24 protein-coding genes, 1 tRNA gene and 1 pseudogene are annotated in these 24408 nt (G+C 60.2%); 18 read left to right on the plus strand and 8 right to left on the minus strand.

Features of this window, described 5'->3' with window-relative positions:
- Both KIH76_RS04240 and rpsF read right to left on the minus strand, forming a co-directional pair.
- Positions 1–554: single-stranded DNA-binding protein (locus KIH76_RS04240; RefSeq protein WP_219069462.1), on the minus strand; the 554-nt coding region annotated here is incomplete at its 3' end.
- A gap of 49 nt (positions 555–603) precedes the next feature.
- Positions 604–900 (minus strand): 30S ribosomal protein S6, encoded by a 297-nt coding sequence (gene rpsF, locus KIH76_RS04245; RefSeq protein ID WP_033496384.1) that lies wholly within the window; start codon positions 898–900, stop codon positions 604–606.
- A 239-nt stretch (positions 901–1139) separates the two neighbouring features.
- Here rpsF and KIH76_RS04250 point away from each other — a divergent pair, with 239 nt between their 5' ends.
- The 3 genes from KIH76_RS04250 to rlmH all read left to right on the plus strand — a co-directional run bounded on the left by KIH76_RS04250 (position 1140) and on the right by rlmH (position 4410).
- Positions 1140–2153 (plus strand): ribose-phosphate diphosphokinase, encoded by a 1014-nt coding sequence (locus tag KIH76_RS04250; protein ID WP_219069464.1) that lies wholly within the window; start codon positions 1140–1142, stop codon positions 2151–2153.
- Positions 2154–2494: 341 nt separating this feature from the next.
- On the plus strand, positions 2495–3673 hold the full coding sequence (glf, locus tag KIH76_RS04255) for a UDP-galactopyranose mutase (RefSeq protein WP_214372695.1): 1179 nt from the start codon (positions 2495–2497) through the stop codon (positions 3671–3673).
- A 257-nt stretch (positions 3674–3930) separates the two neighbouring features.
- Positions 3931–4410 carry a 23S rRNA (pseudouridine(1915)-N(3))-methyltransferase RlmH gene (gene rlmH / locus KIH76_RS04260; protein ID WP_219069466.1) on the plus strand — a complete coding sequence of 160 codons (480 nt, stop codon included), beginning with the start codon at positions 3931–3933 and terminating at the stop codon, positions 4408–4410.
- A 26-nt stretch (positions 4411–4436) separates the two neighbouring features.
- Here the strand turns inward: rlmH and KIH76_RS04265 are convergent, their stop codons facing one another.
- Positions 4437–4991, minus strand: a complete 555-nt coding sequence (locus KIH76_RS04265; RefSeq protein WP_219069469.1) for a hypothetical protein — start codon at positions 4989–4991, stop codon at positions 4437–4439.
- A 411-nt stretch (positions 4992–5402) separates the two neighbouring features.
- On the opposite strand from KIH76_RS04265, the gene KIH76_RS04270 reads away from it, so the two are divergent.
- Together KIH76_RS04270 and KIH76_RS04275 are read left to right on the plus strand one after the other, a co-directional pair.
- A complete protein-coding gene (locus KIH76_RS04270; RefSeq protein ID WP_219069471.1) occupies positions 5403–5822 on the plus strand; it encodes a glycerophosphodiester phosphodiesterase in 420 nt (139 codons plus the stop codon).
- A gap of 368 nt (positions 5823–6190) precedes the next feature.
- Positions 6191–6278 (plus strand) — tRNA-Ser (locus KIH76_RS04275).
- 224 nt (positions 6279–6502) lie between these two features.
- Here the strand turns inward: KIH76_RS04275 and KIH76_RS04280 are convergent.
- Positions 6503–7048 (minus strand): annotated as a pseudogene (locus KIH76_RS04280) (metal ABC transporter solute-binding protein, Zn/Mn family); the annotation flags it as partial.
- Between the two features lie 168 nt (positions 7049–7216).
- Complete coding sequence (locus tag KIH76_RS04285) at positions 7217–7987, minus strand: hypothetical protein (protein ID WP_219069473.1); 771 nt, start codon at positions 7985–7987, stop codon at positions 7217–7219.
- Between the two features lie 50 nt (positions 7988–8037).
- Here KIH76_RS04285 and rpmB point away from each other — a divergent pair, with 50 nt between their 5' ends.
- The 7 genes from rpmB (at position 8038) to KIH76_RS04320 (ending at position 11368) form a co-directional block, all read left to right on the plus strand.
- A complete protein-coding gene (gene rpmB / locus KIH76_RS04290) occupies positions 8038–8274 on the plus strand; it encodes a 50S ribosomal protein L28 (protein ID WP_219069475.1) in 237 nt (78 codons plus the stop codon).
- A gap of 57 nt (positions 8275–8331) precedes the next feature.
- A complete protein-coding gene (gene rpmG / locus KIH76_RS04295) occupies positions 8332–8502 on the plus strand; it encodes a 50S ribosomal protein L33 (RefSeq protein ID WP_101625379.1) in 171 nt (56 codons plus the stop codon).
- A 13-nt stretch (positions 8503–8515) separates the two neighbouring features.
- Positions 8516–8821: a 30S ribosomal protein S14 gene (gene rpsN, locus KIH76_RS04300; protein WP_101625380.1), complete on the plus strand. Its 306-nt coding sequence runs from the start codon at positions 8516–8518 to the stop codon at positions 8819–8821.
- A 56-nt stretch (positions 8822–8877) separates the two neighbouring features.
- The gene (locus KIH76_RS04305) at positions 8878–9135 is read left to right on the plus strand and encodes a type B 50S ribosomal protein L31 (RefSeq protein ID WP_163230094.1); all 258 of its coding nucleotides are present in this window, start codon (positions 8878–8880) and stop codon (positions 9133–9135) included.
- 38 nt (positions 9136–9173) lie between these two features.
- Positions 9174–9296: a 50S ribosomal protein L36 gene (rpmJ, locus tag KIH76_RS04310; protein WP_012578244.1), complete on the plus strand. Its 123-nt coding sequence runs from the start codon at positions 9174–9176 to the stop codon at positions 9294–9296.
- A complete protein-coding gene (gene rpmF / locus KIH76_RS04315; protein ID WP_101625382.1) occupies positions 9296–9463 on the plus strand; it encodes a 50S ribosomal protein L32 in 168 nt (55 codons plus the stop codon). Before rpmJ ends, rpmF begins: the two co-directional genes overlap by 1 nt.
- A gap of 207 nt (positions 9464–9670) precedes the next feature.
- Positions 9671–11368 carry a metal ABC transporter substrate-binding protein gene (locus KIH76_RS04320; RefSeq protein WP_219069477.1) on the plus strand — a complete coding sequence of 566 codons (1698 nt, stop codon included), beginning with the start codon at positions 9671–9673 and terminating at the stop codon, positions 11366–11368.
- Positions 11369–11766: 398 nt separating this feature from the next.
- On the opposite strand, the gene KIH76_RS04325 is transcribed toward KIH76_RS04320, so the two are convergent.
- On the minus strand, positions 11767–12645 hold the full coding sequence (locus tag KIH76_RS04325) for a LysR family transcriptional regulator (protein ID WP_219069479.1): 879 nt from the start codon (positions 12643–12645) through the stop codon (positions 11767–11769).
- A gap of 169 nt (positions 12646–12814) precedes the next feature.
- Here KIH76_RS04325 and KIH76_RS04330 point away from each other — a divergent pair, with 169 nt between their 5' ends.
- The 3 genes from KIH76_RS04330 (at position 12815) to KIH76_RS04340 (ending at position 14863) form a co-directional block, all read left to right on the plus strand.
- Positions 12815–13612: an AzlC family ABC transporter permease gene (locus KIH76_RS04330; RefSeq protein ID WP_236036822.1), complete on the plus strand. Its 798-nt coding sequence runs from the start codon at positions 12815–12817 to the stop codon at positions 13610–13612.
- Positions 13612–13947, plus strand: coding sequence for a branched-chain amino acid transporter permease (locus KIH76_RS04335; RefSeq protein WP_219069759.1), 336 nt, complete (start codon positions 13612–13614; stop codon positions 13945–13947). The genes KIH76_RS04330 and KIH76_RS04335 overlap by 1 nt, the downstream gene beginning before the upstream one ends.
- Positions 13948–14038: 91 nt before the next feature.
- Positions 14039–14863 (plus strand): PhzF family phenazine biosynthesis protein, encoded by an 825-nt coding sequence (locus KIH76_RS04340; RefSeq protein ID WP_219069481.1) that lies wholly within the window; start codon positions 14039–14041, stop codon positions 14861–14863.
- A 67-nt stretch (positions 14864–14930) separates the two neighbouring features.
- Here the strand turns inward: KIH76_RS04340 and KIH76_RS04345 are convergent, their stop codons facing one another.
- Positions 14931–16580, minus strand: coding sequence for an RNA-binding domain-containing protein (locus KIH76_RS04345; RefSeq protein WP_219069483.1), 1650 nt, complete (start codon positions 16578–16580; stop codon positions 14931–14933).
- A 997-nt stretch (positions 16581–17577) separates the two neighbouring features.
- On the opposite strand from KIH76_RS04345, the gene KIH76_RS04350 reads away from it, so the two are divergent.
- The 3 genes from KIH76_RS04350 (at position 17578) to KIH76_RS04360 (ending at position 21808) form a co-directional block, all read left to right on the plus strand.
- Positions 17578–18999, plus strand: a complete 1422-nt coding sequence (locus tag KIH76_RS04350) for an MFS transporter (protein WP_219069485.1) — start codon at positions 17578–17580, stop codon at positions 18997–18999.
- Between the two features lie 188 nt (positions 19000–19187).
- Complete coding sequence (locus tag KIH76_RS04355; protein WP_219069487.1) at positions 19188–20708, plus strand: RNA-binding domain-containing protein; 1521 nt, start codon at positions 19188–19190, stop codon at positions 20706–20708.
- Positions 20709–20911: 203 nt separating this feature from the next.
- On the plus strand, positions 20912–21808 hold the full coding sequence (locus KIH76_RS04360; protein WP_236036823.1) for a hypothetical protein: 897 nt from the start codon (positions 20912–20914) through the stop codon (positions 21806–21808).
- A 673-nt stretch (positions 21809–22481) separates the two neighbouring features.
- Here the strand turns inward: KIH76_RS04360 and KIH76_RS04365 are convergent.
- Positions 22482–24311, minus strand: a complete 1830-nt coding sequence (locus KIH76_RS04365) for a DUF4012 domain-containing protein (RefSeq protein ID WP_219069489.1) — start codon at positions 24309–24311, stop codon at positions 22482–22484.
- Between the last annotated feature and the right edge of the window lie 97 nt (positions 24312–24408).

The raw sequence follows: 24408 nt of genomic DNA on the forward strand, positions 1-24408 counted from the left end.
GGTTGTGCGGGAGCGGGGGTCGGGGCGCCGTTGTTGTACGCGGCACCGCCCTGGTATCCACCGTTGCCGCCGGCATATCCGGCACCGCCGGAATAGCCGTTGCCGGCACCGTACCCACCGGCGTTGCCGGCGTTCTGGCCACCGTTGAATCCGCCCTGCGCGCGGCCGGCGAATCCGCCCTGGCCGTTGCCAGACATGCGGGTCACCTGAGCGGTGGCGTACCGCAGCGACGGGCCGATCTCGTCCACGGTCATCTCGACCACGGTACGGTTCGTGCCGTCCTGTGCCTGATACGAGCGCTGGGACAGACGGCCCTGGGCGATCACGCGCATGCCCTTAGACAGGGTCTGGGCGCAATGGTCGGCCAGGTCACGCCAGGCGGAGCAGCGCATGAACAACGCCGGGCCGTCCTCAAACTGGCCGGACTGGCGGTTGTACGTGCGCGGCGTCGAGGCGATGGTGAAGCTCGCGACGGTCGCGCCGGAGCCAATGGTACGCAACTCGGGATCGGCCGTAAGATTGCCGACCACGGTGATGATCGTTTCGCCTGCCATGACGTTACCTTCTTACTTACTCACGGTTCAGCTATTGCTGAGGGAAGCTTTACTTGGCGTCCTTACGAAGGATCTTCGTACGGATCACGGATTCGTTGAGGTTCAGCACACGATCGAGCTCGTCGCTGACGGCAGGCTCGCAGGTGTAGTTGACCACGACGTAGTTGCCTTCGGTCTTGCCGGCGATCTCGTAAGCGAGCTTGCGGCGTCCCCAAATATCGGTGTTCTCAACGGAACCACCTTCCTTGGTGACGAGTTCCAGATACTGCTCGGTCAGCTTCTTCAGACCGCGCTCATCCAGCTCGGGATCGGCAATGAACATCAGTTCGTACTTATGCGCAGACATCACCCACCTCCTTCGGACTATTCGGCCACGGACTTTCCGCGGCAGGAGTGTGTATACGCGTCATCCGCACCTGGGTGCGGGCAACCTGTATAGAATATCGTCACCGCGAGACAGTCCGCGACGACCCGCGTGCGTCCCGCGGCACGTCGGATACAGTGCCGTTGTTATATTGGAAGGTGGCTATTTTTCGACCGTCCGGCTGCGGCCGTGCGGTGACTGACGATTGTGGAAGGCGGATCATGTCGGCGATTCTCGAAGGCACACCGGATAAGCGACTCGTGCTGGTGACGGGTCGCGCGTACCCCGAACTGGCCCACGAAGTGGCGCGGTGCATGGGAATCGACGTCCTCGAAACCACGGCGTACGATTTCGCGAACGGCGAGATGTACGTGCGCTACACCGAACCGGTGCGTGGCGCGGACGCGTTCGTGCTGCAGTGCCATACCGATCCGATCAACAAGTGGATCATGGAGCAGCTCATCATGATCGACGCGATGAAGCGCGCGTCGGCTCGCTCCGTCACCGTGGTCGCGCCGTTCCTCGGCTACTCGCGCCAGGACAAGAAGCACCTCGGCCGCGAGCCCATCACCGCCCGCCTGATCTTCGACCTGTTCCGCGCCGCCGGCGCCGACCGCATGATGACGATCGACCTGCACGCCGCGCAGGAGCAGGGCTTCTTCAACGGCCCGGTCGATCACCTGACCGCGACGCCGGTGCTGCTCGACTACGTGCGCAACAACGTGCCGATGGAGCACGCCACGATCGTCTCCCCGGACGCCGGCCGCATCAAGGTGTCCGAGCAGTGGGCCGCCAAGCTCGGCAACCTGCCGCTCGCGTTCATCCACAAGACGCGCGACACGACGCGTCCGAACCATGCGACCGCGCACGGCATCATCGGCGAGGTCGCCGGCCGTGACTGCGTGGTCGTCGACGACATGATCGACACCGCCGGCACGATCTGCGAGGCCGTGCGCACGCTGCGCGACGCCGGTGCGGCGTCCGTCACGCTGGTCGCCACGCACGGCCTGCTGTCCGGTCCGGCCATCGAGCGTCTGCGCGACTGCGGCGCGCGCGAGATCATCGTCACGAACACCGTGCCGGTGCCGGAGGAGAAGCGCCTGTCGAACATGACCGTGCTGTCGGTCGCGCCGCTGCTGGCCGCGGGCATCCGTTCCGTGTTCGAGTCGCGTTCGGTCATGCACCTGCTGGAAGGCCTGCCGGCGGACATGCGGCCGCGCAATATTTATGCGTGAGTCGTGTGCGCGGTTGCATGGTGCGGGTTTGCGCCGGGCTGCGTGACATGTGCGACCTGTACGGCATGAGTTGCGTCGGACTGCGTGAGCTGGGCGGTTGCTGCTGGGCTGACTGGCATGGCCGATCCGACTTGCGGATTCGCTGATTGTCGCTGATTGCTGACGAGACTCCCCTGACTGTGGTCGGGGGAGTTTTTCATATGCGAACGTGTGCGGCCGTGCGAACGTGTGCGACGATGCGAACGTGTGCGGTGGCGGGCGGCTGGGAGAAAACGCGTTCGATAGCCCCCATACGATAAACTGCTGGGGAAACGAACATCCTGTATGGAAGGTTGTGAGATATGGCGGAAAACGTGCAGTATCCGGATTTGGTGATCGTCGGCGCGGGCCTGTTCGGCCTGACGGTGGCGCAGCAGGCGGTCGAACGTGCCGGCGCGCGCGTGCACATCATCGACGTGCGCGACCACATCGGCGGCAACGCGTACTCGTATTTCGATGAGGAGACGGGCGCGGAGATCCACAAGTACGGCGCCCACCTGTTCCACACGTCCAACAAGCGCGTGTGGGAGTACGTGAACCGCTTCACCGAGTTCACGAACTACGTGCACCGCGTCTACGCGACGCACGACGGCGTGGTCTACCCGCTGCCGATCAACCTGGGCACGATCAACCAGTTCTTCGGCGCGTCCTACACGCCGGACGAGGCACGCAAACTCATCGAGGAGCAGGCGGGCGAGCTGGCCGGCACCGACCCGCAGAACCTCAACGACAAGGGCATCCAGCTGATCGGCCGCCCGCTGTACGAGGCGTTCATCAAGAACTACACCGGCAAGCAGTGGCAGACCGACCCGGCCGACCTGCCGGCCGACATCATCAAGCGTCTGCCGGTGCGCTTCAACTACGACAACCGCTACTTCAAGGACACGTGGGAGGGCCTGCCGAAGGACGGCTACACCGCGTGGATGGAGCGCATGATCGACGACCCGCGCATCACGGTCGAGCTGGGCGTGGACTTCTTCGACGAGTCGCAGCCGTACAACAAGAAAGCGCTGCTCGCCGCGGGCGTGCCGGTCGTGTACACCGGCCCGGTGGACCGCTACTTCGACTACGAGCTGGGTGATCTCAAGTGGCGCACGGTCGACTTCAAGGAAGTGCGCTACGACGAGGACGACCACTTCGGCTGCCCGGTGATGAACTACTCCGACGCGGACGTGCCGTACACCCGCGCGATCGAGTTCAAGAACTTCAACCCGGAGCGCTACGACTCGCAGAACCACGAAAAGACCGTGGTGTGGGAGGAGTACTCGCGCTTCGCGGAGCGCGGCGACGAGCCGTACTACCCGATCAACACGGACGAGGACAAGGCGCTGTATGCGAAGTACGCCGAGAAGGCCGCGGCCGAGCCGAAGGTCGTGTTCGGCGGCCGCCTGGGCACGTACAAGTACTACGACATGCACAACGTGATCGACACCGCGCTCACCGCGTTCGACGAGCAGGTGCTCCCGCTCATCGCGAAGTGACCCGTGTCGTCCCGTTCCTTGTGTCATTTCGACCGAGCGCCAGCGAGCGGAGAAATCTTACGGATGCAACAAACGCCTGAAGATTTCTCCGCTCGGCTTCGCCTCGGTCGAAATGACAGGTAGGTGGGCTGTCTCGGTCGAAATGACAGGTAGGTAGGTTGTCTCGACTGAAATGACCAATAGGCAAGGACGCCTCGGCTGTGCCATACGCGAAGGCATGATGTAATAATCGAGTATCGGATCGAGAGGGGAGCATCATGCAGATCGACATCATCGCCGTCGGCAAGGTCAAGGAATCGTACCTGCGCGACGCCATCGCCGAATACAGCAAGCGGCTGGGTCGCTACTGCAAGCTCGATATCATCGAGGTTGCGGACGAGAAGACCCCCGAGCATGCGAGCGAGGGCGTCGAACGGCAGATCAAAGCCAAGGAAGGCGAACGGATCGCGCGTCATCTGCGCGACAGTGCATACGTTATCGCTCTTGCCATCGATGGCAAGATGCTCACGTCGGAAGGTCTTGCGAACGAAATCAACCAGCTGGGACTGCGTGGCGTGAGCCACATCCAGCTCGTCATCGGTGGTTCGATCGGACTGGACGACGCGATCCTGCGTCGCGCCGACTACAAACTGAGCTTCTCGAAAATGACGTTCCCGCACCAGCTCATGCGGGTCATCCTGCTCGAACAGATCTACCGCGCTTACAAGATCAACGCGCACGAGCCGTACCACAAGTGAGCGTGCGGCTGACTTGTTGCCGGCTGTCAGTCGCGTGGATGCAGCGCGCGATATTGTAGCGAATAGCTGATGCGCGGTGCGCGGGCCGGCGTCTGATCGACTGCGGATGGTTCCTGTGAACCGGCCACGTCGGTCGATGAGGCCGTGCCGGCTGATGCAACGGGATCGGCCGAATCGGAGCGCATGGTCCGGGCCAGCGAATCGGACGTGTTCGCGGCCGCCGATGCTGTGCGGGATGTGACGGAACTGAACGGGGCGGTCCGTGGGGTGTTGGCGTGGACGGCGCGTGCCGGTTGGGTTGCGGCCGGTGCCGCGATGGCGGGCGATGATGTGGCGGGGCGCGCGACGATGATCGGGCGCATGCGGCCGGTGTTGGTGGGGAAGAAGCTCGGCGGAAGCGGCTGCGGGGGAGCGGCGGGGCCTTGCGGTTCTTCGGTTTCGGGTGTTGCGGGGGATTTGTCCGAGACGTCCGAGAGGTCGAATCCTTCATCCTCGAGATCGGAAAGCGGGATCAGGCGGGTCTGCATCGATGTGTCGCGTATATCGTCCACGCGCCATCGCTGGTCTTCAGATTCGGCCATACTCGTCTCCCTACTTTCACACGACTGCACCGAGCGTATCGCGTTGTTCGCTACCGGTCGGTAAGAAACGGCGTATGTACGCAACTTCGCCACCTTATATCCATGTGAATATCACATCCGACACGCCGACGCACAAGAAAAACGAACATGCAGGTTGTGAGATACTGTGCAAGCGAACATGGCTTGATATGGCATACATATCAACGGGTTGACATGTGGCGTGCTGATGTCCGGCAAGTAAAACCGCACAATTATAAGGGTTTTCGCACATGCGATCGGCGGTATCGTAAGAGTTGTCGCGCAAGGCGACATCATAATCGCAGTGATCAGCCGAATGATTTACGTGTTATATATAACATGTTCATGTTCGGTTTACGTAACGGGTATGCCATTCAAGCAAGGGGAATCATCATGGCAAACGATCAAGTGATCGTCGTGAACGAGTCGATGTTCGGGCAGGACGCGGCCGCGAAGACCGCCGAGGCCAACAAGGTGGCCAAGAAATTCGGCATCGGCGACAAGGCGCTGGCCGCCGTCGAGGACTTCAAGCAGGCGCTGACCGACAACAACGCATGGGATCTGCCGTTCATGGGGTACGTGAACGAGGATGGCTACGGCTATGCGTATGTGCCGGACCGCGCGGTCTCGCCGACGACCGGCTGGGACGCGCACAAGGCGTTCAAGGAGCTGCCCGAGGATGTGCAGACCGCGTTCGCGATCCGCATGCTGTTCACGCACCGCGATGTGGATCGGTACGGCGCGGATATGTTCCTGCACTACGAGCGCGGTTTCGTGGTGCGCTTCGAGGGCCCGGGCTCGAACAATTACTGATCGATGGGTCGGATGGCTGCCGTCGGCTGGATGGCTGTCCTCGGTCGGTCGGTTCTCGTTGGTCGTGCGATCTGACGGCCGTGGCTGCCGGCGGCGTGCGGTGTGATTGACGATCTGGCTGACGGTATGGTCTTCGCGGTGTCTTGCGACACGCCGAAGGCCATTTTTGTATGATGGGGGAGATTGGCGGTTATATTGCCTTATAATCGTTGGAAAAACGCGGTTTTTATGGCTGCTGGCTGCTGGTGCCGGGGTGGTTCGGCGAGTTCGAATCTCTTATCCTCCGCCAAATCGATTTGGCGATTTCGAATATCGTGCTAATATATCCAAATTGTGTGCTGACGCGTTCGCGCCGAGGCAACACGAATGGAGGATTCGCCTAGTGGTCTATGGCGCACGCTTGGAAAGCGTGTTGGTGTAACAGCCTCACGAGTTCGAATCTCGTATCCTCCGCCATCGCCGGAACCCTTGATTTTCAAAGGGTTCCGGTTTTTTTCATGTCTCTCCCACGGGCGCTGGTGTCGTTATAGGGTGCTCGTTCTGGGAGCGCCGTAGTCCATCACCATGTCATGCTCCCTCTGCACGGCTCACTCACCGAGCCGGTCATCCCCTTGCTGGGTTATTCCGCAGGGGCACCGCAGCGCCCAGGAGCCCGCATCCGCACTGTCAAATAGAATTGGGCGATCCTCCTTGGCGTGCCAATCCTTGTTGAGCTTGGCGTAGTCATCCTTGTGGCTCGGGTCGGCCTTCTGGTAGGCGGCGGTGATGGCGTCGGCGGTGTTGGAGCGCACCTTGGCGGAGAACCAGACGTGCGGGTTGTCACCTTCCTTGATGCCGGCGGTTTCGGCTGCGGTGACCAGTGTGGCCTTGGTGGACTGTGCGGCCTTGGTGGCCCACGGGTCGTAGTCGGCACCGTTGACCACGGCCACCTTGGCGGTGCCGAACTTGGCGATGTCCTGGCTGGTGGGCTCGTAGTCGTGGGCCTCCACGTTGGTCTTGGTCATGATATTGGCGACTTCGACGTTGCTGCCACCGAGGTCTTCGGCCACGGAACCCCACTGGTTGATGGAGGCCACGACTTCGATCTTGCCGGAGGATGCCGCGGCGGAAGAGCCGGACTTGGCGGAGCCGGCGGCGTTGCTGGAGCCGCAGGCGGCCATCGAGAACAGGGTTGCCGCGGCGGCTGCAACGGCGAGCGCGCGCTTGGCGTTGGACATGATGGACATGATTGGATTCCCCCTCTAATTAGCTGAACGGCCGGGCGATGTTGCTGTTGCTGCATCATCGCCCGGCCACCAACACGACAGAATAATACGTATTGAGAATTATTATCATTTACATTTACGTCGGCGTGTTGCATATGGACGCACACGCCGCACACGCCGAAACCACCATCACAGCGGCGAAACAACGCCGGACGGCTCCCTCACCACATCGGCAAGCCCCACGGTGTGGGCATCCTCGCAGATCAGCGCATCGGCCGAGGCGATCGCCCGGATGATGTCGCGGCATTTGCATTCGCCGTCCGCGTCCAGATGGCGAGCCAGGCAACCGGCACCGACCACCGGCAATTCGAGCACGCACGAGGCCTCACGAATCAAACGGGAAACCACCGCGCCGGTGGATCGCTCGTCATAGACGCCATCCGCCTCACCCATGCCGTAGAGGCACAGCCGGTCGTCGTCAAAGAAGCGCTCCTCGAATTCGTCAAGACCCACGGCATTGGCGATGGCACCCACGAACATCGACTCGCCCCACTCATTGATGCGGAAGGAATCGGCCAGGTACTGCGCGATCGGCGCCGCTTCAAGACCCACCGGCAACGAGACTAGGAATACGCCCGCCTGCCCGCACAGCGACTCCAGCACCCGCTCGAGATCATGCTTGACGGTGCAGCTCAGGCAACACTCCTCGAGCCCGAATGAGTCGGACTCGCCGAACACCACCCCGCTCGCCTGCGGACGCACGATGTTGCGGATGATGTCGAGCCCCGACTCCGCGGCACCATTCGGACGCACGTCATAGGAAATCGAACACACAGACGGGCATGAGTCGACAAGCGAGAACGCCACCGAGTCGGTGCTGAGCCGATCGGCGCCAGTAAGCAGCACCACGGGAGTGCTCCCCTCCGCGTTTCCCTGTGATTGCAATGTCGGATGAATCATGACAGCCTTTCTGATTTGATAATGATTATCATTATGATATAGTCGCAGGCATGTCCAAAACATGTCAAATTCTGGGAACGCGCGCCGGGGTCGGCAACAGCGTCTCCCACTCGCACAGGAAAACACGCCGAACGTTCGCCCCGAACCTGCAATCCAAGCGGTACTGGGTGCCGTCCCTGCAGCGCCACGTCACCCTTACCGTGAGCGCCCGGGGCATAAAGACCATCGACCGCATCGGCATCAAGGCGGCCCTCGCGCGCATTCAGCGCAATCAGGAACTCAACTGACGCGCGCAAGACGCGATCCGCACTCCATACCCTGACACCCGATAGAAAGCACCAATCATGGCAAGCAAATCCGCCGCAGTACGTCCGGTCATCACTTTGCGATCCACCGCAGGCACCGGCTTCACCTACACCACCACCAAGAATCGCCGCAACACACCGGATCGCCTCGAACTCATCAAGTTCGACCCGGTGGTCCGCAAACGGGTGCCGTTCCGGGAAACCCGCTGAGAAGGAGCCAGACATGGCCAAAACCAGTAAGATCAACCGGCAATTGCAGCGCGAACGCATGGTCGCCAAATACGCCGAACGCCGCGCCGAGTACAAGCGCGACAGCGTCAACCCGCATCTGAGTGCCGAAGAACGCGCCGAGGCGATGCGCAAACTGCAGGCACTCCCCCGCGACGCCAGTCCCACCCGCCTGCGCAACCGCGATTCCATCGACGGCCGCCCGCGTGCCTACAACCGCAAGTTTGGACTCTCGCGCATCAACCTGCGTGAGAAGGCGCACAAGGGCGAGCTGCCCGGCGTGGTGAAGTCCAGCTGGTGATTCACCGGCGCGGCCGCAATCCAATAACCATCAATCACAACCAAAGGTCCATAACCATGCAAGAAGGCATCCACCCCGAATACGGCCCCGTGGTCTTCTATGACCGCTCCGCCGACAAGTACTTCCTGACCAAATCCACACTGGTTTCCAAGGCCAACAGTCTGCCGACCATCGACTGGGAGGACGGCAACACCTACCCGCTCGTCAACGTGGAGGTGTCCAGTTACAGCCACCCGTTCTATACCGGCAAGAACGTGGTGCTCGACACCGCCGGCCAGGTGCAGAAGTTCAACGCCCGATACGGCAGGAAGTAGTCCGAACCCACCCCATCCGCAACAAGAAAGGAACGGATATGAAAGTCAAAGCATCAGTCCGCTCACTGGCTCGCAAAGACGGTTCCTATGTTGTCCGTCGGCGCGGCCACCTGTACGTGATCAACAAGAAGAATCCCCACTGGAAGGCAAGGCAAGGCTGATGGCACTGCCCAAATACAAGACGTCCCGAGCCAACACGCATTCTCGCCGAGCCAATTGGAAGGCCAAAGTACCCCAGTTGGCCACGGTCAGAACGCCCGAAGGCGAAGTGGCTCAGGTTCCGCAGAATCTGGCCGCCGCCGTACGAAAGGGGTATATGAAACCATAACCACCATCGATGGATTCCACATCCACCAAGTCTCGCAACAACATGACAGCGGCGGTTCCGCCCCGAATAGTCACGGCACGTGTTCTTCTCCTATTTCCTCCACATGCCGCCGTTCACGAGCGCGAACCGCCGCTACCATATCGACCGACCATCCGCATATATCCACACGCATTTTCGAGAGAAAAACATTAGGTAGAAAGTCAGAGCATGACTGATCCAAATACCAGCCAGCCCTCAACCAACCACTCCAAGAACCATCAGACCGACAGCCCGATTGGCGGCAGTGCATCCGATAGCACCGCGCGCAGCAGCAATGCATCCGCTGTCACAACCACCGTCTCCAAACGCAACACCATCATCGGCATTGTCGTCGCTTTCGTTATCGGCGCCGTACTAGGCGTCTTGATTCTCGGCGCATTCACCTTCCTCAAGCCAAACGGCTCGACTTCATCAACCGTAGGCAACACCGCGAGCCCAGCCGCAGACGCCACCAATGACTCCTGCGACACCACCTTCACCGTGGTCGCCTCAGTCAACCAATGGGGATCCTTGGCCCAACAGCTCGGCGGCTCCTGCGCCACAGTGACTTCGCTCATCAACTCGACCTCCGCCGACCCACACGATTACGAGGCCACCGCATCCGACCTGGCCAAACTCGCCAAGGCGGACATCGTGGTGCTCAACGGCGCAGGCTATGACGGCTGGGCTGAGAAAGCACAGCTTGATACCAAGCGTCAGGCCGTTGTGAACGTGGGCGATCTCATGGGCATCACCGCCACCGAGGAGCACGAGCATGACCACGACCACGCCGACGGCGAGGAAGGACATCATCATCACCACGGTTCCACGAACCCGCACCTGTGGTTCAGCCCCGAAGCCGTGCTGAAAGCCGCCGAGGCCATCAACGCCGCCTATACGGACAAGGCCGGCGCGAGTTCCGCCACCGCCGCCACCACTCAGCGTCACTTCAACGAGTGGAATGGCGAGTACGCCGACTTCGTGACCCTGGTGAACAAGGCCCGCTCCACCGACGTGCAGCGCCGCTATGTGGCCACCGAATCCATCATCAGCTATCTGCTGGAATACATCGGTGCAATCGACAAGACTCCCGCAACTTACACGAACGCGATGAACAGCGAAGCCGAGCCCTCCGCGGCGGACCTCAAGAACGCCATGGACATCGTCTCCGGCAATGACGTGGACCTGCTCGTCGTCAATCCGCAGGAAATGAACGGCTTCGCCAAGAAACTCAACGAGGCCGCGCAATCCAGCAACAAGACGATCATCTCCGTAACCGAACAGCTGCCGGAGAACCAGAAGACGCTGCTTGGCTGGCTCACGCTGATCGCCAACCAGGCTCTGGCCACCGACACCACCAACGGTTACTTCCTGACCCAAGACGTCAAGGACCGCAGCCTGTCCGACTACGAGGGCGAGTGGCAGTCCGTCTACCCGCTGCTCCAGGACGGCACACTCGACAAGGTGATGGAGGCCAAGGCCAAGAAGGGCGACATGACCGCAGCCGAATACACGAAATACTACGACGCCGGCTATAAGACCGATGTGGAAAGGATCGCCATCAAGGGCGATCAGATGAGCTTCACCCGAGGCGGCAAGACGGCCACCGCCACCTATGAGTACAACGGCTTCAAAATCCTCGACTACGCCAAGGGCAATCGCGGCGTGCGCTATCTGTTCACCGCCACCGGCGACGCGCCCGAAGGTGCACCGAAGATCGTGCAGTTCTCGGATCACGGCATCGCGCCAACCAAGGCCGCGCACTTCCACATCTTCATGGGCAATGATTCCCAAGAAGAGACCTTGAAGGAAATGGACAACTGGCCCACGTATTACCCGGCGTCCATGAGCAAGGAGGAAGTAGCCACCGAGATGCTGGCTCACTGATTCCTTCCCTGACCCGCGATGCCGCCTTCTGCCCCGGCAGATACCGGTATCGCACCATGCAATACGGGGATACTTGCGTATGCGCAGGTATCCCCGTTGCCATATTCATCCCGCCGCCAGCATTTGATCCTCAAAGTACATGCTCACACGAAGTACCAGATACCATCCGCATTTCATATGACAATAACTTTGTGTCTGCTGGAATGCACATTCACTGTTTTTGCAGTGGCGTGGCATGACACATATTCCAAGATTACCGAATTCCCACGATTTTCGTGCCACGCGAATGTATAAAGTCCGAAAATGCGATTACGCGGCACAATTGAATGCCACTCCAGTGCGAATCAGACGATTTTACGTTCGTGTGCACACGTGCAACACATCGCTCTCAGATCAGTTCAGGGTAACGTGTCGATGTTATCGCGCAGGTGCTCGATGAACCGTCTGGCCGCCAGTGGAAGCCTTTCGCGATCGGCGTAGGCGATGGCGATGGTGCGTTGCACGGGCGGGTCAGTGGGGCGTAAGGCGAGCTTGTAGTTGGTGCTGGTACGGTGGAGGATGAGTTCGGCGAGGATGCTGAAACCCAATTCGGCCTCGACCATGGTCATGATCGAGTAGTCGTCGTGGATGCGCAGCCGCACGTTCGGTTTGAGCCCGACCGACGCGAATGCCTCCAACGGCTCGGAATAATGTCCCTCCTCCAGCAGGATCATGGGTTCCTCGGCGAGCGCGGCCAGCGGCACCCGATCGAGTGCGGCGAGCGGATGGCCTTGCGGCAGGACGGCAAGCATGGCACCCCGTTTGATAGTGATGGTCCGCACGTCGCGCGCGGCGGCGGGGTTGATGAATCCGAAGTCGATGGTGCCGTTGTGAATCCATTCCTGGATGGTGGTGTAGTCACCTTGATGCAGGACGAACCGCACATTCGGGTGACGTTGCTGGAATCCACTGATGAGTCCGGGCAGCCAGTGGGCGGAGATGCTGGCGATGGTGCCCATGCGGATCACGCCGGTGTCGAGGCCGAGGATTTCGTCGGTCCGTTCTCGGATGCGCAGACCATCCTCCACGTAGCGTTCGATGAGCGGGTAGAGCTGGCGTCCCTCCTCGGTGAGCGTGCATCCGCCGCGTTGCCGGTTGAGCAGGGTGACGTCGAGTTCCTTCTCCAGCGAGGCGATCATCTGGCTGACGGCCGACTGGCTGCATCGCAGTTCGTCGGCGGCCGCGGAGAAGCTGCCGTATTCGACGATGTGCCGCAGAGCGAGATACCGGTTGTCCATGATTGCCCATCATAGGTGATGCATAAGCAACACTTATGCATCCATTAGTAGATTTGATTGTACTTATCACATATACCCGTCATACGATGACCGCTATCGGACACGTCCCGCGCAGTCGGATCGTTCGACACATGCACGGGAACATCAATGAACGAAAGGATCTCCCGATATGGCGTTGTTGCGTACGGCGTTCCGCGCCGCGTTACCGCCCACGCTGCCGATCGCCGCCGGATTCCTGTTTTTCGGCGGATCCTACGGACTGCTCATGCATGCCAAGGGATTCCCGATCGTGTACCCGCTGGCCATGGGCTACGTCATCTTCGCCGGGTCGATGGAATTCGTCACCGTGAATCTGCTGTTGTCCCCGTTCGCCCCGTGGTCCGCGTTCATGTTGGCGATCATGGTCAACGCGCGTCATCTGTTCTATGGCCTGTCGATGCTGGACACATTCCGCGGCCTGGGCTGGAGAAAGCCGTATCTGATCTTCACGATGATCGACGAGACGTTCGCTATCGATTCCAGCATGCATATTCCGGCACTGGTCGACCGGGGATGGTTCATGGTGTTCGTCTCCGCTCTCTGCCGCTCCTACTGGTTCGGCGGCATAGCGTTGGGCTGGCTGGCCGGCGGCGTGCTTCCGTTCGACACTAAGGGCATCGAGTTCGTGCTCGCCGCCTTATTCCTGTCGATTCTCCTCGAACAGTGGGATGACGACCGAAACCGGAAGGAGGGCGACGGCAGTGGCCTGCGCCCACACCCGGCGATCGCGAATCTCGCGGATTCGGCTCGGCCTCATGCGCCTGCGCTGGTCGGGCTGTCGGCCTCCACGATCTGTCTGGCGCTGTTCGGCCCGAGCCGGTTCATGATTCCGTCCATGGCGCTGATGCTGGTGGCGTTCCTGATATTGCGTACGAGATTGGAATCCGCGGACGACGAGCACGGCACCCGAACCGGGGAGGAACAATGATGACCATGACCACATGGCAGGCCGTTGTGACCATCGCGGCGGTCTCGTTGGGCACCATACTCACCCGCTTCCTGCCGTTCACGCTGTTTCCCGATTCACGCCGACCGCCCAGAACCGTGACCTACCTCGGCAGGGTTCTGCCACATGCAATGACCGGCCTGCTAGTGGTGTACGCGCTCAAGGACGTATCTCCGTTCTTCGGATCCCATGGAGCGCCCGAGGCGATCGCGGTCCTCGTCATCGTGCTGTTGCATCGGTGGCGCCACAGCATGCTGGTGTCCGTCGCCGGCGGAACCATCGTGTACATGATGCTCGTCCAGCTGGTGTTTGTGTGACGGTTTTACGGCCTTCCGCCTCGTTTTTTGGGAGGGAGATTCATGGCGACGGACATCCGACGGTAGACAACGAAAGCAATGGGAGATAGGTATGACTATGCGACAGTATGTGGTGGATGCGTTCACGGACAGGGTGTTCAAAGGTAATCCGGCGGCGGTGTGCCTGCCGGAGTCGTGGCCCTCGGACGAGCTGATGGCGGACATTGCGATGGAGAACCGGTTCTCCGAGACCGCGTTCATCGTGCGTGAGCCGTCGGGATGGCATCTGCGCTGGTTCACGCCGGGCGGCGAGATCGACCTGTGCGGGCATGCGACGCTCGCCTCCGCGTATGTGGTGCTGCGGTTCGTGGAGCCGGACGCCGATGTGGTGCGGTTCCGCACGATGAGCGGCGTGCTGACCGTGACCCGGCGGCGGGGCGACGGGCGTGATGGCGACGACCAGGCCGGCGACGTGTTCACCATGGATTTCCCCGCCTTCGACCTGAAGCCCACCCCGGTCACCGACGCGATGGAGCAGGCGTTGGGCGCCCGTCCGGTTGAGGCGTGGCTCGGCCGCGACCTGCTGTGCGTGATGCCCGACGGGCGGACCGTGCGTAATCTCAATCCCGACCAGGGGCTGCTTAAGGGCCTGCCCGGTCTGCTGACCGACGTCACGGCAACCGGAGACGCGGGTTCGGGCTTCGACTGTGTATCCCGCTCGTTCGCGCCGAAGCTCAATGTCCCCGAGGACCCGGTTTGCGGTTCCGGCCACTGCCATATCCTGCCGTACTGGAGCAATCGCCTCGGCAAGAACGCGCTCACCGCGTATCAGGCCTCGGCGCGCGGCGGCGTCATCCACGCCACGGTCGGCGACGGCCGCGTCAGCCTCGGCGGCAGCGCGGCGCTGTTCTCCATCGGCGCCATCCTGCCCGACTGATGGCCGATATGACACTCGCCGCGTTGGCGGCGATGACGAGCTACCGCATTGACGCCAACCGGCACCGCTACACGCCTGTATAACGCACCCACCGGCCACGGCCGACGACTTTCAGACTTCCGGCCTTAACGAGCTTGGACAACTGGTAGTACGCCTGATTGGCGTCGATATGCAGCAGCTCCATGACATCCGCACGCGTGATGCCATGCTGTTCCGCAGCCAATTTCATGATGAGTTCCGGCCACCTCACACGGTCGATGTCCGTCTGACGCACGTATTCGATCGTCTTGCCCGTGCGCCTGTACACCTTGGAGCCCAAGGTGTAGGCACGACGGGAGCCGCTGCCGGACCCCTCAATCAGTCCCGATTCCGTAAGCTGACCAAGCATGGCGCGCAGACGCTGCTCGCTCATATCGAGTTCCCTGCGCATGGTTTCGAAGGTGCAACGCCGCTCGTTCTTGAGCATGTTCAGAATCAGCAAACCATTAACCGGCATCGTCTTACCCGTGCACTCCTGCTCTTCGGCCAGCATCCGCACGAATTCGACGTCGGGCGCGCTACGCTGCAGATACACGGACACGTTGCGCTCGTTCGACGCCGTGTAATCGGGCAATGGGCGGCCGTAATGCAGCGATCCTTCGTAGATACGGTCGATGCCGCGTCCCGCACGCTCGGCCAGCCCCGTGCGCTTGAGCGTGTCCATCAGACAGGGGTTACGCCCGTGAGGCTCGGCGGTAAGCAGGTTGTGGATGTTGATGCCCTCCACGAATCCGCCGGGGTTGGCGATGGTCAGTCCGGCATCGTCCAATTGCACGCGCACACGCCCAAGTAGGGTGTAGTCACGATGGCCGAACGCATTCACCAGCGCCTCACGGAACGCCCTATGGTCAAACTCCGGCACCATCGTGGAGAACAGCCCGACGGATAGCTCGACGCTCGGATTCCAAGGGGAGAACATATCGTTGATCTGCTCAATGGTTTTCAACAACGGCCCGTTGCAGTCCTGATTGACCTTGATGTCCGTACCGGACATGACCTGGAAGGAAGCCCGATGGGTCGGAACGAAACGTTTCAACGATTCCTCCTTGCCCAACAGCAACAGTCCGGTCAGCGTCGGCATGGCTTTGCCATCGACGGTCACCGTCAACTGCAGGGCTTGCTCCAACTCCTCATCAGTAAGCTCCAGCAGATTACGGTCGCTGGACTGGTAAGTACCGATGATTCGGCGCAAGCGTTCACGTTCGAGGGGATCGAAGTCGTCGCGGGTCGCGTCCGGCACCGGCTGCGCCGAGAAATCCAAACGGCCCAAATAGGACAAGCGCGTCGCAATCTCATACGGATACATCGGCACGCTTTCCGGCGTGCTGTCCGCCTTCATGCGACGACGCAACACCTTGCCCGATTTAGTGGAGACCACACTACGCGATTTCGGCACATCGATCTGCATCACCGGCACTTCCGAGGCCCCGACAATCTGAGTGCGAGCGGAGACCGGAGGAACCGTGCGATTGGCGATCATCGCCGCCAGACCGACCGCATCCCGGTGCTCCTTATTGAGTCCGGTCGGGGTGCCATCATCCTCGACGCCCAGATATACCGTGCCGCCATCCGAGTTCGCCAGCGCCACAACCGCATCAAGCAGGTCATCATCAGGCAGGCGCTTCAGATCGCTCTTGAATTCCAACGACAACGTCTCTTTGCCGTATTCATGCGCCATAGCGAGCTCCAATCCGCCAAAATGTTCTCGATACGCTGAATACACTGAATTCAGTGTTGAATAACTGAATTCAGTGTATTCAGCGTAGAATTCAGCGAAAGCGATGCCGCAACACGGCCATCGGCGCAGCGAGTTCACGCGCATCCCACGCCCTGCAGCACCGTAAAAGCCCGTCACGACACGCCGTGGACGTGGTAACGGAGGTGGCGAGGCGAGCGCATGAATCCCGCAAACCCCAAGCGGCAGTAAGGCGGAGCCGGCCTGAAGGTTGAGGTCTCGTATCCTCCGCCATCAGGGTTTTCAGAGCAATCTGAACCCCCTTTTTCGTTTCCGACGGATCCCGAAGTAGCGGTCTCCGATTCGGGATGCATCGGTAAGCGTCCGTTTCCTACCAGAACAATAAGGATAGTAAGGATAAACGGTCTCGTATTGGGTCGGAGGCGTCCGTTTTCTGCTAGGACATGAGAATTACTGGAAGCAAATGGACGCGCGCTGGGGCAGAAGCGTCCGATTCCGGATAGGACAGGAGCCGTTCTGGGGGAAAACGGACGCTTATGGGGCGCCGGGGCGCAAAGGCGGGGATCGCGAAGACCGAGTCCGTATATCGGGTGCCGCGCATGACCGATGGCGGTGGGCTGGTACGGTGGCCCGCATGAGATGTTGCATGATGATTCTGTCATGCGCGATGACGAGGGTTCAGTTTCGTCCGCGCGTGACCGGCGAGCGCGCGTAGCGCGGCTCGCAGTATCTTCTTTTTTACCGCTCCGTGATCAGTTGTGATCCTGCGTTGGTATACGCGGATGATGCATCATGTCCGAACGGTTTTGAGTGATCCTATGTGGGCCGTATTCGCGCGCTGTCCGTCGTTATTATCGGAACTCCCGTTCGTCAGTAAACGGCAGTGAATCAATCGTCTGCGTCGTCGCGGCATATCGCGTGACGTATGCGACGTTACCCGTCGCTGCATCGCGGGAGCTGGATACATCCAAGGATCATCATGTCAACCAATACCTTAACCAATACGTCAGCTGATACGTCATCATCGAAATCTCCCAATCCAACCGTTCCCCATCCCAAGCCGGCAGCATCGGCACAAGACCCATCCTGGAAGCAGCGGATCGCGCTGCTGCTGACCGGTCAGACGCTCTCGCTGCTGGGATCGTCGGTGGTGCAGTACGCGATCTTCTGGCATCTGGTCATGCGGTCGGACTCCGGTTCGGTCATGGCTTCGGCCGTGATCCTCACCTGCCTGCCGCAGGCCGTGGTGTCCATGTTCGGCGGCATCTGGGCCGACCGGTGGAATCGCAAGCTGCTCATCATGCTTCCCGACGCCGTGATCGCGTGCCTTACCGTCCTGCTGGCCGCGGCGTTCGCGACCGGTTGGGCGAGCCTCTCGCTCATCATGCTGGTACTTGCCCTGCGGTCCGCAGGCGCTGGCGTGCAGACGCCCGCCGTGCAGTCGTTCATCCCGCAGATCACGCCCGAATCCAAACTGATGCGGGTCAACTCGGTCAACGGCACCCTGCAGTCCGCCAATCAGATCGTTGCGCCCGCGCTGTCCGCCGTACTGGTCACCATGCTGCCGTTGTGGGCGATTCTGTTCGTCGACGTGACCACGGCCGTCGTCGGCATCGGATTCACGCTGTGCATACGCGTTCCCGAATCGGCCGGCGTGCGGCAGAGCAGCGGTGCGACGATCGACGAAACGGTCAACAGTGCGGCCGCGGAAACATCGGAAGATCGCGACGGTGCCATTGCGCGCATCATCCGCGAGCTGAGGGAGGGATTCGCGTACGCGTGGCAGTCGCGCCGCATCCGCAGCATCATTCTTGGCAATGCGATGGTCTGCTTCATCAACGTGGCGCCGATGAACCTCACGCTGCTGCTCATCAACCGCGAGTACCGGCACGACGATCTGAACCTCGGATTCGAGGTGCTCACTAGCACGTCGGACAAGCTGGCCGCCAACGAGCTGGCATGGAGCATCGGCATGATTCTCGGCGGGCTGCTCATGTCGTCGGTCGGTGCCAAGCGCATCCACGACTGTCTGCGCGCGGTGGCCGTCGGGTTCGTGCTGATCGGCATCACCACGGCGGGACTTGGTTTCGCGCCGACGCTGCTCGTGTTCCTGATCATCGATTTCCTGACCGGACTGGCCACGCCGCTGGCCGCGTCGCCGGCGTTCACGATGCTGCAGCAGGAGTCGGCGGAGGATATGCAGGGGCGCGTGTTCGGACTGTTGAACGCGTTCTCGACCTTCGGCACGCCGTTGGGCATGCTGGTGTTCGGACCGCTGGCCGACATGATCGACGTGCGGCTCATCTTCATCATCGGCGGCGCGCTCACCATCCCGCTGGGATGCTGGCTGGCTCACGTCGGCGCCGTCACGCGGCAGGCGGATGCGGCGGGAAAGAGGTGATGCTGGCTCAGTAGGGTAGCTGACGGCTACTTGGTGTGCTCCTTGTTGTTCCGGTCAACGGCAGGAGCACACGTCAAGCGCCGGTACTTACGCATCACCGGCGAATGAGTCATCTCAGATTCCGCATTTCGAGTTGCCTAGTTTGATCTGCGTTACACTGGACAAACAAATGATTCGGGGGAGGCGACATGAACGCTACGGAACTTTCCGCCGTGCTTGAGCGCGGCGAGAACATCTCAGTCGAGTTCAAGCGCTGTGGCGTCCAGCCGGAGACGGATACATTCGAGACGGTATGTTCGTTCAACAATCGATTCGGTGGCTCGATTTACCTTGGGGTGCTGAATGACGGTACTGTTGAAGGTGTCGATCGTGAACAGGCTATCGCCATCGAACGTAATCTCGTGAACGTGATTGGCAATCCCAAACTGTTCAATGTCGCGCCGGCTATCGAGACTGAACGCATCGAATATGACGGCAAGCTCGTAATCCGCGTCTGGGTTCCCGCCGGCCCATCCGTCGTGAGTTTTAAACATGTGATCTACGATCGGGTTGCCGACGTGGATCGGCGCATCACCAGCGAGACGCAGATCGCGCAGATGCACATCCGCAAGCAGAACCATTTCAGTGAACAGCGCGTGTACCGGTATCTTAAGCTATCCGATTTTCGGCTCGACTTGCTGCCGCGTGTACGCAAGATGGCGGCTTTGAAGACGCCCGGCCATCCGTGGGCCGAGATGGATGACATGGAGCTGATGCGCAGCGCCGACCTGTACGGCGTGAACTACGACACCGGCGAGGAGGGCTTCAACCTCGCCGCGGTTATGCTGCTCGGCAAGGATGAGGTTATCTCGCGCATCGCGCCTGCCTACAAGACCGACGTGATCGTGCGCCGCCAGAATTTGGACCGTTACGACGACCGGCTTATCGTGACTACGAACCTAATCGAGGCGCAATCGCGGATCTCCGAATTCGCGAAACGATATTTGCCCGACCGATTCATGCTGGAAGGCGACCAGACCGTCAGCCCTCGCGACATCATCATCCGCGAGCTGGTCTCGAACCTGATGATCCACCGCGAGTTCGTCAGCCCGTACCCGGCCAAGTTCCTCATCCTGAACGACGGCATCCACACGGAGAACGCCTCCAAGGCGATTTTTCAGGGGCAGCTTGCCATCACGAGTTTCAAGCCGGTGTCCAAGAATCCATTCATTGCGAAGTTCTTCCGCAACATCGGCCTTGCCGACGAGCTTGGCAGTGGCATGCGCAACCTGTACAAGTACTCGAAGCCATATTCCGGCAAGGACCCTGTGCTCGACGACGGCGACGTGTTCGAGGCGTTCGTGCCGGTGCGCTGGGTGGAAGGCGATGTTGCCGGGGATGGTTTACCTGCTCATGATGAGGTTGGGCGCGACTCGAATGGAACTGATGAGCAGGCAACTGACCCAGATGGGACTGTAAATGGGACTGTAAATGGGACTGTAAATGGGACTGTAAATGGGTTGACGGAAAGGGAACAGCGTCTTCTGGACCTGATTCGGGACAATCCGTCGCTCACTTACCGGCAAGCAGCATCCGCGCTGGGCGTGTCTTATAACACGGTATGGCGAGCTTTCCAGACGATGAGGAAAAACGGGCTCATCATTCGCACAGGCTCTGACAAGCGCGGCACATGGCGCATTCTCTTCTGTAGTGATGCGTTTGACGAGTGATGGAATCGTATGTAGGGCGTCTTAACGAGCTGAGCCGTTTGATCTTGTGCGGCATCGTTGTAGGGTCTGGCGTCCTATCGACCGATTCTCGTTGGGACAAAAAGAGACCGACTTTCCTGAGTCTTCATTACGACGAGACTTCATGTCACCAAGAATCGTTGTTACCATTAAAAGTTGTGACGTGTATTCGAGAAGGGGCGAATATGGCAACACTGGATACTGATGAGCTGGCAAAGAAGACGATGGAAACCATCACGGTGCTTGCAAAACTTCCAGTGGTGCGTGTGGATAGGGAGGCTTTTCTGCGCAGGCAGTTTGCGAAGTCTCCTTATCTTGATCAGATACTCGAAAATGGTCCGCAGAGCGTGTATACGCCTGATTCTCTGAGAAGAAAAGCAGACAAGGTCATCGCGGCCAGCACCAATAGCACGTCGTTAACCTCATTTATTGCCGGGCTCCCAAGCAATCCAGTCACCATGGTTGCTGCCGGTGGCGGTGACATTGTGCAGTATTTCGGTTTTGCTCTTAACACGGCGCAAAAATTGGCGTATCTCTTCGGAGACGATGATCTGTTTTCGAATGATATCGATGAGTTGTCCGAGACTACGCAGGCTCGTGTGATTGCATATCTGGGTGCCATGCTTGGAGTTAGCGGTTCTGCTGCGCTGATTCTCGCGGTTTCTAAAAAAGCAAGTGCAAATGTCGGGAAGAAAGTCGCCGGAATGGCTTTGACGAAGACCTTCTGGTACCTTCCCATGAAAAAGGTCGCTGCCCTTATCGGAAGCAAAATCACCAAGCAGACCATTCAGTCCGCAGTGACACATGCTGTTCCGGTTATTGGCGGCTTTGTGTCTGGCAGCATCACCTATTTCACGTTCAAGCCGATGGGCAAACGTTTCGCAGACATGCTCGTTCGTAGAGCTAAGGGTGAATTGACCGATGAGGATGATCTTGAGCTCAATCCTGAGTTCAAGGAACGCCTGCAGCAGGAAGATCCCGATTGTCGCTTCGAAGATGGTAAGTCCGTATCTGTGTTGGGGATAACAGTGGATGAACAAGATCTTACGGATTCGGAGCCTAGTCCAGAGACAGCTGAATAAGATTTTGAGGTTGCCTGTTCGACGACGATCATGAAGCGTAAAGCCGCCTCCCAAACATGTCTGGGAGGCGGCTTTACGAACTGGGCAACGTCCAGCTTTATCACGAAACAGCCTACCGTAAATCTGCTTTCTGGGACAACTTGTCTGTGGTTTGCAACCGGGGCCGTTTTGTGGATAAACCCTTGTGTCGTGCCGAGATCATGGATGATCGATAACGGCTACTTGCGCAATCGATGCATTTTCGCGTCGTGGGCGCGCGGGCTTGGGCCTGTGACAGTACTGGCGGCTTGCCGGGCGCAGGATGCCTTGCGTTTCGGCAAGCCGCCAATGCGGGGAAGGCTTCGGGCGTCAGCGCTCGATGCCGTATTCGGCGTACATGTAGGCGTCGTACTGATCATCGCTGTGATGTGCGTTGCCGTGGTGTATGTTCTGGTGATTGTTTTGTGCTTGCATGATCATTCCTTTGCTCAACCTCTATCCATAACAGCATCCGGTTTACCGCATCCGTGTTTCCGAATGATGTGTGGCAGGCCACGCGCAGGTGAACTTGCCTCGGCGTGCAGTTGAACGCCGGCGTATTCCGCGCGAAACCGGTTCATAAACAACAGTGCCCTCCTCCCAACGGGAAGAGGGCACTTGACTTGGTCTGCCGCCGGTCACTGCCGGAGCTGGATCACTTGCTGATCGTGCACGCCGCGGTGTCGGTGGTGATGCCGGAGTCGGTCCAGCCCATCGGCGTCTGGTCGATGGTCAGATCGGAAACGGCCTTGGTGGACGTGGTCACGTCGAACGAGTAGGTGACGGTCTCGCCGGGGTTCAGCGTGGCGAGGGAGACGTACACCGTTTTGCCGTTGAGCGATTCCTGCTGGCTGTCGGTCACCGAACCTTCGCCCGAGGTCTGCAGGTTCGTCAGCGTGCCGCCGGCCGGCGCGTAGATCAGCATCTTCTCCACGCCCTTGCCGTGCTGATCCGCGTTCATGCCGCGGATGTAATCGGGCAGCGACCAGACGAGGCTGCTGTCGATCGTATTCGTCAGCGTGTACTGCACGTGGTAGGTCTGCGAGCCGTCGCCGTTGCACGACGCGCGCGTGATCTTCGACGTGCGGTGAATGTACCAGCCCATCTTCGACGGGCTCTGCTCGTTCACGTACACGCCGACCGCCGGATGCTCCTCGCTGCTCGGGGTGGACGCGGTGAATCCGGCGTTGCTGATGGACTGTTGCACGGTTTCGTCGAACGAGTACATGGAGAAGTGTCGGCCGGAAGCCATCGTGCCCATCATCTGCGCGACCTTGGTGAGCTTGATCAGGTCGAGGTTCGAGAACATGTTGCCGATCGTCTGTTCGGCCACCTGTTCGAAGTACCAGTCCGTCTCCGAGATCGGATAGTCGATGTACACCGTGTTCAGCAGGAACTCGGCAGTGTTGTCGCCGGTGAGCACGCGGCCGTCGGACAAGGTGATGTCGCCGTTGATTTTGACCAGTTCCTGCAGGAACACCGGGTCGATCATCATCACGCCGTCCAGCTGGGTCGCGCTGCCCCACGGCGTGCGCTGCCAGATCGCCTGCATGCCTTCGGCGACGCGGGACGTGTCCGGGTAGACGGCCAGATCCTGCATCGCGAACGACATGTGCAGCGGTCCCCATGTGTTGAAGATGCGGTACTCGTCGTTGGTCGGATCGCCCTTGCCGTACGAGATGTACTCGGTGTTCGCGCGGAAGTCGCCGACGCTGATCTTGCCGTTGTCGGTGGTCACCACGCCTACGGAGCCGACCAGGCCGCCGGACGAGCGCTCCTCGGACGTGGTCATGGCCATCAGCGCGTAAGTGCGCGGCTCGTCCGCACCCAGGAAGTCGGGGAGGATCTGGAAGGTGCTGGCCAGCTGGTCGACCTTGTCGGCCATCTTGACGAGCTGCGTGTTGCCCGAATCGTAGGCGCTTCTGATCTGGGCGATATGTGCCTCGGGCAGCTGCTGGTACTTCTTCACCTGCTGCTGCAGCGACTTGCTTGCGGACGTGATGCTCTTCTGTGCGTCCAGGATCGGCTGGATGTTCAGCTGGCCGTCGCCGGTGCTGAGGTTCGCGCTCTTCAGCGTGGTCAGCACGCTCATGAACTGCGGCACCGAATCGTTGACCAGCGTGTCCACCACCGCGGTCATGCCTTGCACGGTGGTGATGTCGTCGCCGTATGTCGGGATGTTCGAGGCCAGATTCCACAGTGCGCCGTGGGTGATGACGTTGGCGGCCGAGGTCTCGGCCTGGGCCTGGGTGACCTTCTGGTTGACCTCGTCGATGTTGTTGAGGTTGCTCAGGTCGGCGATGTTGCCGAGCAGCTGGATCGCCTGCTCCTCGTGGGCCTTGACCTGCTGGGCCTCGGTGTACAGCTTCCAGCCGCAGGCGCCGGCCGCAAGAACCGGCAGCAACACCACCAGCAGCACCACCCACGGCCAGACATGCCGAGTACGCACTTCCGTCGTAGTGTGTTTCGCCCTGTGTTTGCTCATGAGTGTCCCTGCTTCCGAATCGCACGGTCATATTCGTTCTCTCGCGTCGCGCGCGTGCCGATCGCATGATCGAGGCTGCCGGGCCGACGCATCAAAC

Origin of the sequence: Bifidobacterium simiiventris (assembly GCF_019331715.1) — a bacterium.
Taxonomy (GTDB): Bacteria; Actinomycetota; Actinomycetes; order Actinomycetales; family Bifidobacteriaceae; genus Bifidobacterium; species Bifidobacterium simiiventris.

Coding starts and splice junctions, on each gene's coding strand:
- glf (WP_214372695.1), top strand. CDS start 2,495: ATGGCGGAAAACGTGCAGTATCCGGATTTGGTGATCGTCGGCGCGGGC.
- rpmB (WP_219069475.1), top strand. CDS start 8,038: ATGTCCAAAACATGTCAAATTCTGGGAACGCGCGCCGGGGTCGGCAAC.
- KIH76_RS04335 (WP_219069759.1), top strand. CDS start 13,612: ATGACCATGACCACATGGCAGGCCGTTGTGACCATCGCGGCGGTCTCG.
- KIH76_RS04265 (WP_219069469.1), bottom strand. CDS start 4,991: ATGGCCGAATCTGAAGACCAGCGATGGCGCGTGGACGATATACGCGAC.
- rpmF (WP_101625382.1), top strand. CDS start 9,296: ATGGCACTGCCCAAATACAAGACGTCCCGAGCCAACACGCATTCTCGC.
- rpmG (WP_101625379.1), top strand. CDS start 8,332: ATGGCAAGCAAATCCGCCGCAGTACGTCCGGTCATCACTTTGCGATCC.
- KIH76_RS04345 (WP_219069483.1), bottom strand. CDS start 16,580: ATGGCGCATGAATACGGCAAAGAGACGTTGTCGTTGGAATTCAAGAGC.
- KIH76_RS04355 (WP_219069487.1), top strand. CDS start 19,188: ATGAACGCTACGGAACTTTCCGCCGTGCTTGAGCGCGGCGAGAACATC.
- rpsN (WP_101625380.1), top strand. CDS start 8,516: ATGGCCAAAACCAGTAAGATCAACCGGCAATTGCAGCGCGAACGCATG.
- KIH76_RS04350 (WP_219069485.1), top strand. CDS start 17,578: ATGTCAACCAATACCTTAACCAATACGTCAGCTGATACGTCATCATCG.
- KIH76_RS04365 (WP_219069489.1), bottom strand. CDS start 24,311: ATGAGCAAACACAGGGCGAAACACACTACGACGGAAGTGCGTACTCGG.
- KIH76_RS04285 (WP_219069473.1), bottom strand. CDS start 7,987: ATGATTCATCCGACATTGCAATCACAGGGAAACGCGGAGGGGAGCACT.
- KIH76_RS04305 (WP_163230094.1), top strand. CDS start 8,878: ATGCAAGAAGGCATCCACCCCGAATACGGCCCCGTGGTCTTCTATGAC.
- rlmH (WP_219069466.1), top strand. CDS start 3,931: ATGCAGATCGACATCATCGCCGTCGGCAAGGTCAAGGAATCGTACCTG.
- KIH76_RS04360 (WP_236036823.1), top strand. CDS start 20,912: ATGGCAACACTGGATACTGATGAGCTGGCAAAGAAGACGATGGAAACC.
- KIH76_RS04330 (WP_236036822.1), top strand. CDS start 12,815: ATGGCGTTGTTGCGTACGGCGTTCCGCGCCGCGTTACCGCCCACGCTG.
- rpsF (WP_033496384.1), bottom strand. CDS start 900: ATGTCTGCGCATAAGTACGAACTGATGTTCATTGCCGATCCCGAGCTG.
- KIH76_RS04250 (WP_219069464.1), top strand. CDS start 1,140: ATGTCGGCGATTCTCGAAGGCACACCGGATAAGCGACTCGTGCTGGTG.
- KIH76_RS04325 (WP_219069479.1), bottom strand. CDS start 12,645: ATGGACAACCGGTATCTCGCTCTGCGGCACATCGTCGAATACGGCAGC.
- KIH76_RS04340 (WP_219069481.1), top strand. CDS start 14,039: ATGACTATGCGACAGTATGTGGTGGATGCGTTCACGGACAGGGTGTTC.
- KIH76_RS04320 (WP_219069477.1), top strand. CDS start 9,671: ATGACTGATCCAAATACCAGCCAGCCCTCAACCAACCACTCCAAGAAC.
- KIH76_RS04270 (WP_219069471.1), top strand. CDS start 5,403: ATGGCAAACGATCAAGTGATCGTCGTGAACGAGTCGATGTTCGGGCAG.
- rpmJ (WP_012578244.1), top strand. CDS start 9,174: ATGAAAGTCAAAGCATCAGTCCGCTCACTGGCTCGCAAAGACGGTTCC.